Annotated in this window: 9 protein-coding genes; 4 read left to right on the forward strand and 5 right to left on the reverse strand. The window is 68.2% G+C overall.

What is annotated here, in order from left to right; all coding sequences use genetic code 11:
• Positions 1-29: 29 nt before the first annotated feature.
• Genes MLE42_RS00250 through MLE42_RS00260 form a run of 3 tightly spaced genes read left to right on the forward strand, consistent with a single transcriptional unit; the run spans position 30 to position 4,570 of the window.
• Positions 30-1,790 carry a hypothetical protein gene (locus MLE42_RS00250; protein ID WP_243285871.1) on the forward strand — a complete coding sequence of 587 codons (1,761 nt, stop codon included), beginning with the start codon at positions 30-32 and terminating at the stop codon, positions 1,788-1,790.
• The gene (locus MLE42_RS00255) at positions 1,787-2,977 is read left to right on the forward strand and encodes a cytochrome c3 family protein (protein ID WP_243285872.1); all 1,191 of its coding nucleotides are present in this window, start codon (positions 1,787-1,789) and stop codon (positions 2,975-2,977) included. The genes MLE42_RS00250 and MLE42_RS00255 overlap by 4 nt, the downstream gene beginning before the upstream one ends.
• Positions 2,978-3,013: 36 nt before the next feature.
• The gene (locus MLE42_RS00260; RefSeq protein ID WP_243285873.1) at positions 3,014-4,570 is read left to right on the forward strand and encodes a peptidylprolyl isomerase; all 1,557 of its coding nucleotides are present in this window, start codon (positions 3,014-3,016) and stop codon (positions 4,568-4,570) included.
• An 83-nt stretch (positions 4,571-4,653) separates the two neighbouring features.
• Here MLE42_RS00260 and MLE42_RS00275 read toward each other — a convergent pair whose 3' ends face one another.
• The 4 genes from MLE42_RS00275 to MLE42_RS00290 all read right to left on the reverse strand — a co-directional run bounded on the left by MLE42_RS00275 (position 4,654) and on the right by MLE42_RS00290 (position 12,614).
• Positions 4,654-7,698, reverse strand: a complete 3,045-nt coding sequence (locus tag MLE42_RS00275) for a cytochrome c3 family protein (RefSeq protein ID WP_275975623.1) — start codon at positions 7,696-7,698, stop codon at positions 4,654-4,656.
• A 409-nt stretch (positions 7,699-8,107) separates the two neighbouring features.
• On the reverse strand, positions 8,108-8,806 hold the full coding sequence (locus MLE42_RS00280) for a cytochrome c3 family protein (RefSeq protein ID WP_243285874.1): 699 nt from the start codon (positions 8,804-8,806) through the stop codon (positions 8,108-8,110).
• Positions 8,807-9,222: 416 nt separating this feature from the next.
• Complete coding sequence (locus MLE42_RS00285) at positions 9,223-11,367, reverse strand: NHL repeat-containing protein (RefSeq protein WP_243285875.1); 2,145 nt, start codon at positions 11,365-11,367, stop codon at positions 9,223-9,225.
• Positions 11,368-11,558: 191 nt separating this feature from the next.
• On the reverse strand, positions 11,559-12,614 hold the full coding sequence (locus MLE42_RS00290; protein WP_243285876.1) for a tartrate dehydrogenase: 1,056 nt from the start codon (positions 12,612-12,614) through the stop codon (positions 11,559-11,561).
• Positions 12,615-12,761: 147 nt separating this feature from the next.
• Between MLE42_RS00290 and MLE42_RS00295 the strand changes: the two genes are divergently transcribed.
• On the forward strand, positions 12,762-14,534 hold the full coding sequence (locus MLE42_RS00295; protein ID WP_243285877.1) for an anion permease: 1,773 nt from the start codon (positions 12,762-12,764) through the stop codon (positions 14,532-14,534).
• Between the two features lie 64 nt (positions 14,535-14,598).
• On the opposite strand, the gene MLE42_RS00300 is transcribed toward MLE42_RS00295, so the two are convergent.
• Entirely contained in the window at positions 14,599-15,936 is a 1,338-nt protein-coding gene (locus MLE42_RS00300) for an anaerobic C4-dicarboxylate transporter (protein WP_243285878.1), read from the reverse strand.
• Positions 15,937-15,982: the final 46 nt, after the last annotated feature.

Below are 15,982 nucleotides of genomic sequence, written 5' to 3' on the forward strand. Positions count from 1 at the left end.
TCTTCTGGCCTCCTTCCCGAAGGTCTGTTGTGAAGCTATGCCTTCTCACCCTGGTGCTCGTGGGCGCGGTCGCGGCCCGGGCCGAGGACTGCCCGCTGATCCTCAACCAGCGGTTCCAGCTCCACTACAACCAGTGGCAGTCCAATCAGGCGCCAACCATGGCGACCACGCAGGCCGTCTACGAAGTGGACGCGGGCGTCCCGATCTTCACCTACCGCCTGGGGGCCCTGGCCCTCAACGGCGCATTGGAATACAACCGGCTGGCCTACGGCGCCGCCACGGATTCCGATGCCGGTATCAGCCGCTATGGGGCGCGCCTCAGCCTCTTCCCCTACCGCCCCTTCCGCCTTTATCTGGATTACCAGCACTCCCAGTCGCCGGACCTCTTCGATTCAGGCCGCGTGAAGGGCGATACCTGGGGCGCCGGCGCCACCTACCACAGCCGCATCCTCCAGGATGTCCGCCTCTCCTACCGGCACGGGGATTCGAAGCTGGGGGACGAGCGCGAGGATTGGTCCCAGTGGAAGCTGGAGGCGAACCAGCGGGTGGGCGGCACCCAGGTCACGTTCCAGTCTCTGCGGCAGGATTACGAAACCCGCATTCCGGGCCAGGGTTGGCGCTACTTCCAGGCGAACCTGGACACCGAATCCCATTCGGCCGCCGACTGGACCCTGCGGACGCGGTCCCAGTTCCAGGATTCCATCAGCAGCAGCTGGTTCGACGCCGGAGCCACCTTCTACGGACCCATCAGCGGGGCCTGGCATTCCCTCACGAATGCCTCCGCCGGAGCCAGCACCACCGGGGACACCCGCACGGGCCACACCTTCGCCTCCGAATCCCTGGTCTATGCCGCCGGGCGCTGGAACGCCTACGGCACCGGCGCGATGAGCCGGACGCTCACGGACGCCGCGGGCCAGGACACGCGGATGGATTCCGGCACCCTGGGAGGCACCTACACGCTGACGCAGGACTGGCGGATCCACGGCGACCTGGGTGTCTCGGCCTTCGAGCAGGGCCTGCCGGCTCTCGTCATCCGGCGCACCACCACGACCATGAACCTTGGCATCGCCCGCGGCGGCGATGTGCCTGAACTCATCCGGCACACCCTCTTCTTCCTCAGCGACTGGTCTTTCACCCGCCGGACCACGGAGGAATACCCGCCCGACTACGTGCCTTCGGAGCTGGCTCAGGAGCTGTTCCAGCGGCGCATGCGTCAGACGGGCAATTTCGGCTTCACGGCGGACCTCTGGCGCATCTCCGACAACGCCAGCCAGGGCCGGGTGGACTGGGCCCGGTTGACGGGCCAGATCCAGACCCGGGGGCGCCTCACGCTCTACGTGGCGGGCGACTACAAGGACGACCGCGGCCTCTCCATTCCCGGCGTCGAGGCGCGGAACACCGACCTGATGATGAATGGCTCCTACCAGCTGGGCATCACGTCGATCACGGCCTCCGCGGGCTATTCCAGCAACAGCCAGCGTCTCACCCCGGGGGCGGCGGCCCCCATGGCCACCTGGGCCGGCGCCCAGGATGAATCGAGCCGCCACTACGCGTTGGGGCTGTCCACCCGGCTGGGGAAGGTTCCCGTGGGCGCCCTGGTCCAGCGCTACGATGCGGCCCTCACTCCGGCGGCCACGACGCTCTACACCTGGGCGGACCTCAGCTTCCGGCAGGTCTCGCTCCGGGTGCGCTACGAGACCACCCGTATGGACAACGGGCTCCACAGCAGCCGCATCACGGTGGACCTGCTGCGCTGGTTCGATACCATCTGCTCGAGGGCCTGGCGATGAGGCGATTCCTCCTGGGTGCCGCGATCGTGTGGCTGGCGTTGATTCCGGTCGCGGGCCAGGCCATTCGGGCCCCGCAGCCCGTCCAGGTCCGGGGCGGCCCTTCCCTCGCCCATGCGGCCTGCGCCGCCTGCCACCAGGGGCACCGGGCCGTGACGCCCGCCCGGTCCAAGGCCGGGCGCGGGAACCCCGACCGGGTCTGCCTGGCCTGCCATGAGGGGACAAACCTCGCCACCACGGCGGATCACGCTCCCAAGCTGCCCCCCTGGAACGGCCAGGGCTCCGGCCACCTCAGGGATCGCCTCGGCGCCCGCCGGCCCACCGACTACCGACGGGCCGTCCGCCAGGGTGGCCGTGTGGTGACGCTCACCCAGGACTGCACGGGCTGCCACGACCCCCACGGCAAGGAGCGAGGCCGCCTGCGCCTCACCGCCTTCGACGTCCGCGGTCAGCTGCTGGACCGCCGGCCCCAGTCCGTGGCCGAGGTCTGCTTCGGGTGCCACGCCGGCCCCGAGGCGGCGCCCCTCCTTTCCGGACCCGCCGACCTGGGCGCCCTCTTCGCCAAGGGTGCCGCCTCCAGCCACGCCATCGGCGCCACGGCTGCCGGCCGCCCGGACCTGCCCAGCCTTCGGACCTCCACCTTCCGGGATCCCCTCGACTGCGGCTCCTGTCACGACAATCCGGATTCGGCGGGCGCGAAGGGGCCCCACGTCTCTCCCCAGGCCTCCATCCTGAAGGCCGCCTTCGGGCGGGAGAAGGATCTGGCCCGGCTGGGGGAGCGCGCCAACGACCTCTGCTACCTCTGCCACGACCGGCAGTCCATCCGCGCCAACCAGTCCTTCCCCTTCCACGCCCAGCATCTGAGCGGGTTCACCAGCAGCGGCTCCGTGGCGGCCCAGCGGCAGACTCCGGCCCTCTCCGAGGCCTCGGCGGTGCTGGGCCTGCGCTCCCCGCGGGACTTCCGGCCCGGGCGAGGCGGCGCCTTCCAGCCCGGCTACGGCGAGCCCACCACCTGTGCCACCTGCCACGCGTCCCACGGCTCCCTGCGGCAGGCCTCCCTCATCGAGTTTGACCGCTCCGTGGTGGGCGCTTCCTCCGTGGGCGCCCCTTCCTTCCAGCGGTCGGGCCTCGGCCACGGCACCTGCACCCTCAGCTGCCACGGCTACGACCATGTGCAGACGCGCTATTGATCGCGGGCCGTCCAGGTGTTCTTCCAGGAGCTTTCCATGCATGACGCCCCCTCGTTGCGGAACGGCTTCACCCGGGTCCAGATGGCGATCCTGGTGGGCGCGCTCGGGCTGGGCCCTGCCATGACGGCGGCGCCCATCCGTCGTCAGGCCCGCATGGTCGATGCCGAGGCGGAACACCTGAAAGCGATCCGGGCGGCGGCGCCGGGCTTATCCGTCGAAGCGGCGAGAGTCAGGCTCGCCCGGCTGGAGAAGGCCTGGGCACTGGCCACGGCCAAGGGCCTTCTGAAGACCCCCGAGTGGCAGGAGCGGCGTCAGGAGGGGCGCCAAGCCGTGCTGGGGAGGGCCTACCTCGACTCCCGGCCAAGTCATTCCGGCATGACCGAGGAGCAGGTCAAGGCCGCCTTCCTGGCCCAAGGCGAGGAACGCCATGTGTCGCACCTCCTGTGCAAGACCCAGGCGGATGCCGAGGCGGCCTTGAAGCGCATCCAGGCGGGAGAGCCTTTCGAGAAGGTGGCGGCGGAGGTCTCCGTGGATCCCAGCGCGGCCCAGAACCAGGGCGACCTGGGCTGGATCCGCCAGAAACAGATGGTGACCGCCTTCGGTGATCCCGTCTTCGCGGCCCCCGTGGCCGCGCTGGTGGGTCCCCTGCAGAGCGAGTTCGGCTGGCATGTCGCCAAGGTCTGGGAAGCCCGGCACGAAACGGAGGCGGACTTCGCCGTGCACCGGGAAACCCTGCTGAAGGAGGCGGCGGCCACCCAGATGAAGATGAAGCGGGAGGCTGCCCTGGAGGCGCTCCGCCCCCGGTATCCCCTGGTTCCCGATCTGGCCGTGCTGGGCGCGGACCGCACCACGGAGACTCTGCCCGGCGATGAGAAGAAGGTCGCGGGCCGGGTGGCAGGGGCGGCCATCAGCCTGCGGACCCTCAAGCGCCACCTGGTGGATGTCCTCAAGACCATGGGCTCGAGCCACTCCCTGGGAGCGGCCACCAAGGCCCGATTCATGGAGGGCGTGGCGGACGACATCCGTCTGTCCGAGGCGGCCCGCAAGCAGGGGCTGGATCGCCGCCCCGGGATCCAGGCCGCTCTCTGGCTGGACGAGCGGGAACGTGCCTACACCCGGTACGCGGAGGCCTTCCTCGCCGAGGCGCAGGTGTCCGAGGCCGAGCTGGCGAAGCACCACGGGGCCTTCCCCGACCGCTTCCGGCAGGTGGGGGGCCTGCGCCTGCAGGTGCTGGTGGCCGATTCCAAGGACGAAGTGGACGCGGCCCTGAATGGCGTGCGGACTGGCCTGCCCTGGCGGGAGGCCGTGGCGCGGTATGCCAGCGCTGAGGCCACGGGCAACCCCGAGCCCGGCTGGGTGGAGGTGGCCTCGCTCAAAACGCTGGTGCCCCCCACGCTCATGCAGGCTCTCCTGGCAGGGCCCCTGGGCCAGCCGGTGGGCCCCATGCTGGGCCCGGATGGCTACATGATCTTCAATGCCCTGGAGCGCCGCCCCGGCCCTGTGATGCCCCTGGAGGAGTGCCGGGAGGCCGTGCGGGCGGACTACCTCAAGGCGCATGGCCACGACCTGGTGGAGCGCAGTCTGGGCGACTGAAAGCCGCCCAGAAGATGCCAAAGCCCCCCGGGTGACCGGGGGGCTTTGACGTGGGGGCGGACAGCTCTCCTGGGAATGCGATCCTACGAGTGGCAGGCGTCGCAGCCGGAGACGGCCAGGAGCTTCGGGCTCTTGGAGAAGTGGGGCTGATGGCAGGACAGGCAGGTCAGGGGCTTGCCTGTGGCCTTGATGGTGCGGTCCGAGGTCGGATGGTTGGCCACGGGGTGGTCAGCCTTCTTGTCCTTGTGGCAGTTCAGGCAGAGGCTCTGCACGTTCCCGCGGGGGAAGCCCTTGGCGTCGCCGCCGTGGGCCGTGTGGCAGGTGGCGCAGAGTCCGTCCATCACGGGCTTGTGCCGGGAGGCCGCCTTGGTGGCCTCCTCCCGCAGCCCGTCATGGCACTGGAGGCAGAGATCCCGCGGATTGCCCGCCAGCAGCGAGGGCAGGGTGGATGCGTGGGGCGTGTGGCAGGCGGTGCACTCGCCGTTGGCCACGGGGGGGTGGGGGAAGGCCTTCTTGGCGGCCGTGGCCACGCCGTCGTGGCAGTTGAAGCAGAGGCCGGGCATGGCTTCGCTGGTCGCGAAGGGCTTGGGCGCGGCGGGGTTCACATGGCAGGTGCTGCAGCCGCCCTCCGCCACCGGGGGGTGGGCCGTGGCCTTGAGCATGCCGCCGTTGTTCGAGCCATGGGGATCGTGGCAGGTGGCGCAGTCCTTGGCGGACACGGGATAGCCTTTGTGGGCCTTCTTCAGGTCCCCGGCGTCATGGCAGCCGATACAGAGCTCCTCCACGGGCTGCAGGAGGCCCTTGGCCAGCTTGCCCGTATGGGCCCCGTGGCAGCTGAGGCATTCGCCGGAGGCGGCGGGCTGGTGGGCGTGCTTGGACTTGATGGCCGTGGCGATGGCCGTATGACAAGTGAGGCAGAGATCGAGGGGCTTCTGGCGCAACAGGTGCGGAGCCTCGGTCTGATGGGGCGCATGGCAATCTCGACAGTCGCTGTCAAGGTAGGGCTTGTGTCCCCAGCCACCCTGGGGTGGCTCGGTCTTCTCGTGGCAGGTGAGGCAGACCTGGCTGCCGGGCTTGTCCAGCAGGCCTTCGTTTTTCGAGGCGTGGGGCCGGTGGCAGGACATGCACTCGCCGCCCTTGAAGGGCTGGTGCTGGGTGGCACCGGCCTTGGGCTCCAGGTCCGCGTGGCAGCCCTGGCAAAGCTGGGGCACGGGCTGGTCCAGGCGGGGCGTGCCCACCGGGAGCTTGGCGCCGGGGACCGGGGCCATGTGGCAGTTGGCGCAGCTCTCCAGGAAGGGGGGATGGGCGCCCTTGAGGATCAGGCCCTTCTTCGTCGAGGTGTGGGGCTCGTGGCACCCCAGGCAGTCCACCTTCGCGAGGGAGCCGGTGAGGTGCTTCCGGCCCAGGGCTTCGTCGGCCAGATCGTGGCAGGTGGCGCAGGTCTCCTGGATCCGGGGGGAGGCCAGCAGGGCCGGCCCGCTGCCGGAGTGGGGGCTGTGGCAGCTGCTGCACTGGCCGTCGTTCACCGGGGAATGCACGACCTGGAACCTGTCCTTGCGGGTGTGGCAGGCGTAGCAGCCTTCGGGTTGGTCACGCCTGAGGAACTTGGCCTGGTCGCCGCCGTGGGGATCGTGGCAGGCGAGGCAGCCGCGCTTGCCGGTGGCGGGCTGGTGCTTGGCGTCGCCCTTCATCAGGTCGCCGTGGCAGGCGGTGCAGAGCTTCTCGGTATCGTCCTTCACGAGCTTCGCGAGCGCGCCGCCGTGAGGCGTGTGGCAGGCGCTGCACTGGCCGTTCTTCACGGGGGCGTGGAGCACCTTCCGCTTCACGATCTTCTCGTGGCAGGCACCGCAGGCGGCCAGCTCGCCGCCCTTGATGAGCTTGGCGGACGCTGAGGCGTGGGGCGTGTGGCAGGCGAGGCACTGCCCCTTCTTCGCCGGGGCATGGGCCACCTCGCCCTTCGCCACGCCCGTGTGGCAGGTGGCGCAGAGCGTCTCGCCGGGCTGCTTCAGGACGGGAGCCGTGGCGGTGGCGTGGGCCCCGTGGCAGGCGAGACAGTCGCCCTGGGCGGCCGGAGCGTGCTGGCTCCTGCCCTTGACGAGAGCCTCGTGGCAGGTGAGGCACAGCTGGTTCGCGGGCGCGGTGAGGAGGGCCTTCTCCTTCGAGTCGTGCGGCCGGTGGCAGTCCATGCAGGCGCCGTCCCGGAAGGGCGGATGCAGGGACTTCCCCTTGGCGAGGTCCGCGTGGCAGCCGGTGCACAGCTCCTGGGGCGGGGCCGTGAGGAGGCCCTTGGCATCCCCGGCATGGGGCCGGTGGCAGGTGAGACACTTCCCATCCTTCGCCGGCTGGTGCTGAACGCCGGGGCCGGGCAGGGGGCCGTGGCAGTCGAGGCACAGCTCCGGCACGGGCTTCGCCAGTTTCACGGCGCCGCCGGCGGCGGGCGCGTGGCAGTCGGCGCAGTAACCAGGCGCGAAGGGGGCGTGCTGGCGGTCGCGCAGCAGGCCCTTGGCCGCGCCGCCGTGGGGGTTGTGGCAGGTGGCGCAGGCCTCCGCCTTCAGGGGGAAGCCGCCGTGGGTCTTCGAGAGGCCGGCCACGTCATGGCAAGTGCCGCACTGGCCCGGAACGCCCGCCTTCAGGAGGTTGCGCGTGGCGGAGGGATGGGGCTGGTGGCAGGCCAGGCAGTCGTCCGTGGCCGGATGGGGATGGGCCGACGTGGTGCGGGCCTTGATGTCCGCGTGGCAGGAGAGGCACAGCTCCTGGACGTCCTTCCGGAGCAGGCGCCTCCGCCCGGTGTCGTGGGAGCCATGGCAGGCGCCGCACTCGCCCTTGGATTCGAAGCGGTGCGCCGGGCGCTCCTCGGCGGTCCGCTTGAAGCCCTTGTGGCAGATGGCGCAGAGGACTCGGCCGCCACCCTCGTGGAGCAGGTTGACGTTCGCTGTGCCGTGGGGCTTGTGGCACCACTGGCACTTCCCGTCGAGCAGGGGCTTGTGGGCCGTGGTGGGAGAGGCGGCCTGACGGACCTTGGGATGGCATTCCTGGCATGTTCGGGGCGCGTCTGCGGCCCGGCAGGGCACAAGGCCCGCCAGCAAAGCGAACAGAAGGAAGGCGAGGGTCCGGCGTGAAGGGGTCATGGCGTCGGCGGTCTCAGAAAGGAGCCCAATGGGGGGGTGGGCATACCTCATCTTAGTGTCATCTTTGCTTTGACCAAGATCCCACGCAGGCTCTCTGCGAAGGCCTGACCCGCGAAAAGTCGTCTGGATTTGTTTATTTCCGGTATGTCGAATGGTGGCGGGATGGACCGCTTGTCGCGGACTGTCATGGGAGGGTCACGGGATTGTCCGAGCCCCCGTCCATGCCATCAGGTTTCTGAAGACAACATTTCCGGAGGTGCATCTGGGTCGACGGCCGGTGAGCGGTCTGGTCTTCCCCGTCCGACGATTCACGTTCTGCGGCGGGTGATGCCGGTCACGATTCGCCCGGCCTGACAGCGAACCGTCCTTATGCACGCTTCAGGCCGTATGCGATCGGGGGACCCGGACCTCACTTCTTGTGGCAGCTCCGGCAGAGGAAGGAACCCTCCATGGTTGCCCGCAGGAACGGTGCCGTGGTTCCCGGTGTGCCGTAGTTGTGGACATCGTGGCAGGAGGAGCACTGCACCTTCGCGCCCGTGACGTTCTCCGGATAGAGGCGCACGGCGACGAGGGAGGCTGCGGGCTGGAGACCGGTGTCCAGGTTGTCCTGGTAGGTGATGGAGATGGGGTGATCGTTGCTCAGGTCGGTCCCAACCAGAGCGCTGCCGCTGCTGATGCGGCCGGTGCCCGGGCTGACGCCTCCCTTCGCGCTGATGTAGGTGTCGTTGCCGCCGCCGAGCGGAGCGACCACCAGGGAACCCACGGCCACCGAGCCGTCATGGCAGGAGAGGCAGGCCAGACTCGGCCCTGTGGGTTGCGAGTCCACGGTGCCCTTGAGGTTCGCGCCGGCGTGGTTCGTGTTGTTGTACATCGTGAACGCCGCGACGGTGGTGGTGTGGTTCCAGTCCGGGATGAGCTTTGAGCTGCTTCCGCCACCGGGGTTGTGGACTGTGTGGCAGAACACGCAGGACCTGGTCGCCAGGGTCACGGAGTTCAATCCCGTGATGCTCAGGTCATGGGCCGTTCCGTCCACTCCCATGGCGGGGGGAAGCGCCAGAAGAAGGGTCGGTGCGAGGGCGATGGCAAAGGCACGCAGGCAGATGCGCATGGCGGTCTCCTTCAACCCTGCTATCGGCTCCTATGGGAATTAAAATAATATGAAAACTCGTTCAATCAAAAAAATACAAGAATATCTGCTTTGGATGCAACGGGGCGCACACTGCGAAAGCCCCCTGGGATGGGTCCCCAGCGGGTCCTTCGAACCTGCATCCGAAATGGATGAGCTTTCCGTGTCTGTGAGCGGCTTTTCGACCATCTGCGCCGGCTTCTTTAATCAGCCGGGGTGCACGAAGGTGGCCTCGGGGGGTGCCCCTGAGTCACACCGCGTCGGCGATGGCCTTGCGGCCCATGTCGGGGGTGCGGGGCCGTGGTCCAGACCCACGCCACGGGTCTGACGCCGAGACAGGGAACCCTCCGGCCGCGCTGAATCTCCAGAACTCGGCTGTTGTGCGGGTGTCGGATGGATCAGTCGAGGTTCAGCTGCATGACACCCCAGGCGGAAGCCGTATAGAGGGTGCCTCCACGGAGGGTGATGCCCGAGCCGAGGAAGTTCAGGGTTTCGGGGGTGTTGAAGACCGGAACCCGGCAGGCCACGCCGATGGGTGAGATCTGCAATGGATCGTTCCTGCCGAAGTCCTGGACGTAGACGTTGCCGTTGCCGTCCACCGCGATGCCGCTCGGCGAGTGGATGAGCTGGCCCACATCCGCCACGCTGGCGCTGCCCGCGCTTCCGAGTGTGAAGTGGAGGGTGGTCACCGCGCCATCGGGAGTCATCCGTCGAATGGCAGCGTTGTAGCAATCCGCCACGAAGATGGTTCCCGAAGGATCCACGGCGATGCCGTAGGGATGGTTGAATCTCGCCGAGGTGCCGGCGCCGTCCGTGAACCCAGCCTGCCCGGCTGTTCCCGCGAGGGTCGTGACCAGGCCATCGGGGCTCATGCGTCGAATGGCGTTGCCATCGGTCACATAAAGGTTGCCCGCGGCATCGGCGGTGATTCCCGAGGGTGCCGTGAGCCGGGCCTGGATGCCCAGTCCGTCCTGGGTTCCCTTCAGGCCGGCGGTTCCAGCCACCGTCGTGACCTCCCCGGCCGGGGTGATCTTCCGGAGGGTCGCATTCAGGCTATCCGTCACGAAGACGTTGCCGGACGCGTCGACAGCCGTGCTCACGACCGCGCCGAAGAGGGCCTGGGAAGCCGGGCCGTCGAGGGCTCCGCTCTGGTTGGGGACTCCGGCGTAGGTGCTGACGGTGCCCGTCGGTGTGATTTTCAGGATCGTGTTGTTGCTGGAGGGCACAAAGGCATTGCCGGCGGCGTCCATGCCGAAATTCACGGGGCCGAAACGGGCGGGTCTCTGCTGGCCCGCCAGGGTGGTCACCTCGCCATCCGGGCTGATGCAACGGATCGCACTGTTCTGGTAGTCGGCGACCAGCACCTGACCGGCGGCATCCACGGCCAATCCGGAGATGGTGGTGAACCTGGCCGTGGTTCCTGGACCGTCGATCCAGTCCAGGTGCCCCTCAGCGCCGGCAAGGATCGAAACCACGCCGGCCGGGGTGATCTTGGCGATGGCATTCTCCCCGCCCACGAACAGGCTGCCGTCGGAGCCGAGCGCCAAGGCGTTGGGGCCCCACAAGGGCAGGGTGGTCGGCCATGGCGCGCGGGTGGTGACGAGTCCTCCAGGGGTGATCGACCGGATGGCCCAGTTGCCGCTGTCCACCACCTGGAGGGTGCCTGAGGTGTCGACGACGAGCCCGCTCGGCCGGACGAATCGGGCCGAGGACCCGGACCCGTCGACGCGTCCAGCCATCCCGGGAGATCCGGCCAGGGTGCTCACCTGCCCCTGGGGGGTGACCAGCCGGATGGTGTGGTTTCCGGTGTCCGCCACGTACACATTCTCAGCGGCATCCACCGCCAAGCCCCTGGGATAGTTGAACAGGGCCGAGGTTCCCATCCCGTCGGCACTTCCCGCCTGGTCGGAAACACCCGCAAGGGTGGTCAGTGTGCCTCCGGGCTTGAACCGGCACAGCGAGGATCCGACGAAGAAGTAGAGGTTCCCAGAGGGACCCATGGTCATGCAGGAGGGTCCTCCCTGAGGCAGAGATGGGAGGGGCGTCGACACCAGACCCTGGGGCGAGAGCATGCGGATGGCACGGTTCCCGTAGTCCGCGATGAACAGGTTGCCGGAGGAGTCGGACGCCACGGCTGAGGTGTAGTTGAACCTGGCGAAGGCCGCAGGTCCGTCGACGGCAGGTGAGTTTGGGATGCTGGCCAACAGGCTGGCCGAACCAGCGGTCGCCGGGAAGACCGTCAGCGTGCAGGTGGCGCTGGCGCTTCCGCCGGCGTTGGTGGCCGTGAGGGTGTAGGTGGTGGTCTGGTACGGATGGACCCAGCAGGTGGAACCGGTGACGGTTCCGATGCCATGGTCGAGGCTCAGGCTGGTCGCCCCGGTGACGTGCCAGGCCAGCTGGGCGGAGGATGACGTCCCGAGAAGGTAGTCAGGGGCACTGAAATAGCCGATGGTCGGGGCAGGCGTGGGAGCCGGGGCCGGGTTGGACGGGTGGTCGCCGCCTCCGCAGGCCAGGCTGCCCGCCAGAAGTCCCGCCAGGGCCACTCCCGGAACAAGGCGGCAGAAGAGCCTTCGAACGGGGCCGACCGCTCTGCCTTCGGATGGGATAAGAGTCCTCGTGAGCACGTGGTCCTCCCCTGCGACTTTCGGTGGAATCACGGTCAGTATGTCGTCTATCCGGCCTGTCTGGGTAAAAAAAGCCGGTTTTGGGGCGATCCGGCCCGGTCTGAGGGGCGTCACACCGCGTCGGCGATAGCCTTGCCCATGTCGGATGTGCTGGCCTTGCCGCCCATGTCGGGGGTGCGGGGACCCGTGGCCAGCACCTTCTCGATGGCGGCGGTGACGGAGGCGGCAGCTTCGGGGCAGCCGAGGTGGTCCAGCATCATGGCGCCGGCCCAGATCTGGCCGATGGGATTGGCGATGCCCTTGCCGTAGATGTCTGGCGCCGAGCCGTGGACGGGTTCGAACATGGAGGGGAACTCGCGCTCGGGGTTCAGGTTGGCGCTGGGGGCGATGGCGATGGTGCCCGTGCAGCCGGGGCCCAGGTCCGACAGGATGTCGCCGAAGAGGTTGGAGCCCACCACCACGTCGAACCAGTGCGGGTTGCGCACGAAGTGGGCGCAGAGGATGTCGATGTGGAACTGGTCCACCTTCACGTCGGGGTACTTCGCACCCATGGCCTTCACCCGCTCGTCCCAGTAGGGCATGGTGATGGCGATGCCGTTGGACTTGGTGGCCGAGGTGAGGTGCTTCTTCGGGCGCTTCTGGGCCAGGTCGAAGGCGTACTTCAGGATGCGGTCCACGCCCTGGCGGGTGAAGACGGTCTGCTGGACGGCCATCTCCTGGTCGGTCCCTTCGTAGAGCCGGCCGCCGATGCTGGAGTACTCACCCTCGTTGTTCTCTCGCACCACGATGAAGTCGATGTCGCCTTCCTTGCGGCCCGCGAGGGGGCAGGGCACGCCGGGCATGAGCTTCACCGGGCGGACGTTGGCGTACTGCTTGAAGGCGCGTCGGATGGGGATGAGCAGGCCCCAGAGCGAGACGTGGTCGGGGACGCCGGGGAAGCCCACGGCCCCGAGGAAGATGGCGTCGTGGTGCCGGATGCGGTCCAGGCCGTCCTCGGGCATCATGCGGCCAGTCTCGAGGAAGTACTCGCAGCTCCAGGGGAACTGGTCCCACTGGAAACGGAGGCCATGTTTCGCCGCGGCGGCCTCCAGCACCCGGATGCCTTCGGGCACCACTTCCTTGCCGATGCCATCACCAGGAATGACCGCGATCCTCAAGTCACGCATGGGGTGCTCCTGTGAAAAAGCTGCAAATGTATCTATTCGATGATGGTATGGGGCCGAAAGGCCGTGCAGATACCTCTTCACACTATGCGACTCAGGGGTAGACTACGCACCGAAATTCGACCCCCTTCCCACACATGGAGGCTCCTCATGAGCCACGAACCCGTTTCAGGAACGGCCCCGGGCGGAGGCCTGTCCGGTTGGCAGGGCGCCAAGCCCATTCCGGCTTTGGCCACTTTGGTCCTCGGCCTGATCTTGTATTTCGGACTGCCTCAGATGGTGTCGGTGCCGGACGCCAAGCTCTTCACCGGCCAGCCCGCGGTCCCCAAGCCGGCCGCGGCGGCGCCCGCGAAACCCGCGGCCAAGCCCGCCGCCCCCACGGCCACGCCCGCTGCGCCAGCGGCTGCTCCCGTCGCTGCTCCGGCTCCCGCCAAACCCATGACGAAGGCCCAGCTGGAGGCCAAAGCGAAGGCGGAGGCGGACGCCAAGGCCAAGGTCGAGGCTGAGGCCAGGGCCAAGGCGGAAGGCGAGGCGAAGGTGAAGGCCGAGGCCGATGCCAAGGCCAAGGCAGACGCCGAGGTCAAACGGAAGGCCGACTGGGTGCGCGGGCTGCACCTCTTCGCCATCTTCGTGAGCACCATCGTGGGGATCATCGTCAAGGCGCTGCCCATGGGGGCGGTGGCCATGGTCGGCATCGCAATCACGGCCCTGTCGGGCACCCTCGGCATCGCGGATTCCATCAGCGGGTTCTCCGATGTGACGATCTGGCTCATCGTCCTGGCCTTCTTCATTTCGCGGGGCTTCATCAAGACGGGGCTGGGCGCCCGCATCGCCTACAACTTCATGGCGCTGCTCGGCAAGCGCACGCTGGGCCTCAGCTACGGGCTGGCGGCCACGGACCTGGTGCTGGCACCGGCCATCCCCAGCAACACGGCCCGCGGCGGCGGCATCGTCATGCCGGTCATGGCCTCGCTGGCCCGCGCCTACGGAAGCAACCCCGGGGATGGGAGCGCCCGCAAGATGGGCTCGTTCCTCACCCTCACGGCCTACCAGGTGAACTGCATCACCAGCGCCATGTTCCTCACGGCCATGGCCGCCAACCCCCTGGCCCAGAAGCTGGCGGGCGACCTCAAGGTGAACATCACGTGGGTCGGCTGGGCGCTGGCGGCGGTGGTTCCCGGCGTCGTCGCGCTGTTGCTGATCCCGTTCATCATCTACCGCCTCCATCGGCCTGAGATCACGGAGACGCCAGAGGCCGTGGAAATGGCCAAGGGCCACCTGCGGGACCTCGGCCCTGTCAAACGCCAGGAATGGATGATGCTGGGCGTCTTCGTGCTGCTGCTGGTCCTCTGGATCTTCGCCAAGCAGCTGGGCGACCTCAATGCGACCACCTCGGCGCTCACGGGGCTGGCGGTGTTGTTGATCTCCGGCGTCCTCACCTGGGACGACATCAAGGCCGAAACCGGCGCCTGGGACACCCTGGTGTGGTTCGCGGCCCTGGTGATGATGGCCAGCTTCCTCAACAAGCTGGGCATGGTGCCCTGGTTCAGCAAGTCCATGGGCGGCATGGTGGCGGGCAAGGGCTGGATCGCGGCCTTCCTGGTGCTGGCCCTGGTCTACTTCTACAGCCACTACTTCTTCGCCAGCAACACGGCCCACGTGGCCTCGATGTACGCGGCCTTCCTCGGCGTATCCATCGTGGCCGGCGCACCGCCCGTGCTGGCGGCCCTGGTGCTCGCGTTCTTCAGCAACCTCTTCGCCGGCATGACCCACTACGGGACGGGCCCGGCGCCGGTGCTCTTCGGCACCGGCTATGTGGAGCTCGGCACCTGGTGGCGGACGGGGCTCATCGTGAGCGTCGTGAACATCGTCATCTGGGTGGGCCTCGGCGGCCTGTGGTGGAAGGTGCTGGGGCTCTGGTAGCGCCCGTGCAGCCATGAGAAAGCCCCGCCAGCCGGCGGGGCTTTCTCATGGCCGGGGAGCCGGCTCAGGCGAGGAGCTTCGACAACCCGAAGGCGACGCAGGTGGAGACGCTGACGCCGATGAGGCCGGGGATCATGAAGCTGTGGTTGAGGAGGTACTTGCCGATCCGCGTGGTGCCGGTGCGGTCCATGTTGATGGCGGCGAGGTCGCTGGGGTAGAAGGCGAAGAAGAAGTAGGCGTAGCTGGCGGGGATGAGGCCCAGCAGCAGGGGCGTGGGCAGGCCCAGGGCGTAGCCGAAGGGCAGCATGATGGTGAGCGTGGCGGCCTGGCTCTTCACGAAGGCGGACACGCAGAACATGGCGATGGCGAAGGTCCAGGGAGCCATCTGCACCATGGCCTTGATGTGGGCCACCAGGTAGCCCTCGTTGGCCTTGATGAAGGTCTCGCTCATCCAGGCGATGCCGAAGATGGAGACGACGGCGATCATGCCCGCGATGAAGACGCTGGAGCGGGCGATCTCGGGGGCCTTCACTTCCGTGGCGAACAGGATGAAGGCGCCGAAGGCCAGCATGATGACCTGCACGACTGTGGTCATGGGGATGGGCTTGCCGTTCGCCATGGGCAGCAGGCCGGGCTTGAGGGCGATGAGCACGATGGTGAGCACGCCGGCGAAGAAGAGGCCCACGGAGAGCTTGGCCTTGAAGGGGATCACCTTGTCCAGGGTGGTGACGTCGCCTTCCAGGCCCTTGGCGAAGTCGGGATCCTTCATGCGCTCAAGGAATTCGGGATCCTGGTCCAGCTCCTTGCCGCGGTTGAAGCTCCAGGCCGCGGCGGCCAGCACACCGATGATGCCGGCGGGCAGGGTGATGCGGACGATGTCGAAGAGGCCCACGGGGTGCCCGTTCTTGGCGGCCATGGCCAGGAAGGTGGTGACGGCGGCGGCCACGGGACTGGCGGTGATGCCCATCTGGGAGGCCACGCTGGAGATGGCCATGGGGCGCTCGGGCCGGATGCGAGTCTTCAGGGCCACGTCGGAGATGACCGGCAGCAGCGCGTAGACCGCGTGGCCCGTGCCCACGCAGACCGTGAGGAAGAAGGTGGAGAGCGGCGCCAGGATGGTCACGTACTTGGGGTGGGCGCGGAGCAGCCGTTCGGTCAACTGCACCAGGTAGTCCAGGCCGCCCGCCACCTGGAGGGTGGCCGAAGCCGTCACCACCGCCAGGATGATGAGCATGACGTCCACCGGCGGGGTGCCGGGGGCGACGCGGAACAACAGCACCAGCACGGCCACGCCCAGGCCGCCGATGAGGCCCAGGGCGACACCGCCCTTGCGGATGCCGATCAGGATGGCGCCCAGGACCAGGATGAATTGGATCCAGAACATCAACGCGGGGGACAACATGCATTCTCCTTGAGATCGAGGGTGTTTGGTTTCTCCACCCCTCGCC

It is taken from the genome of Geothrix terrae, from assembly GCF_022808775.1.
GTDB lineage: Bacteria > Acidobacteriota > Holophagae > Holophagales > Holophagaceae > Geothrix > Geothrix terrae.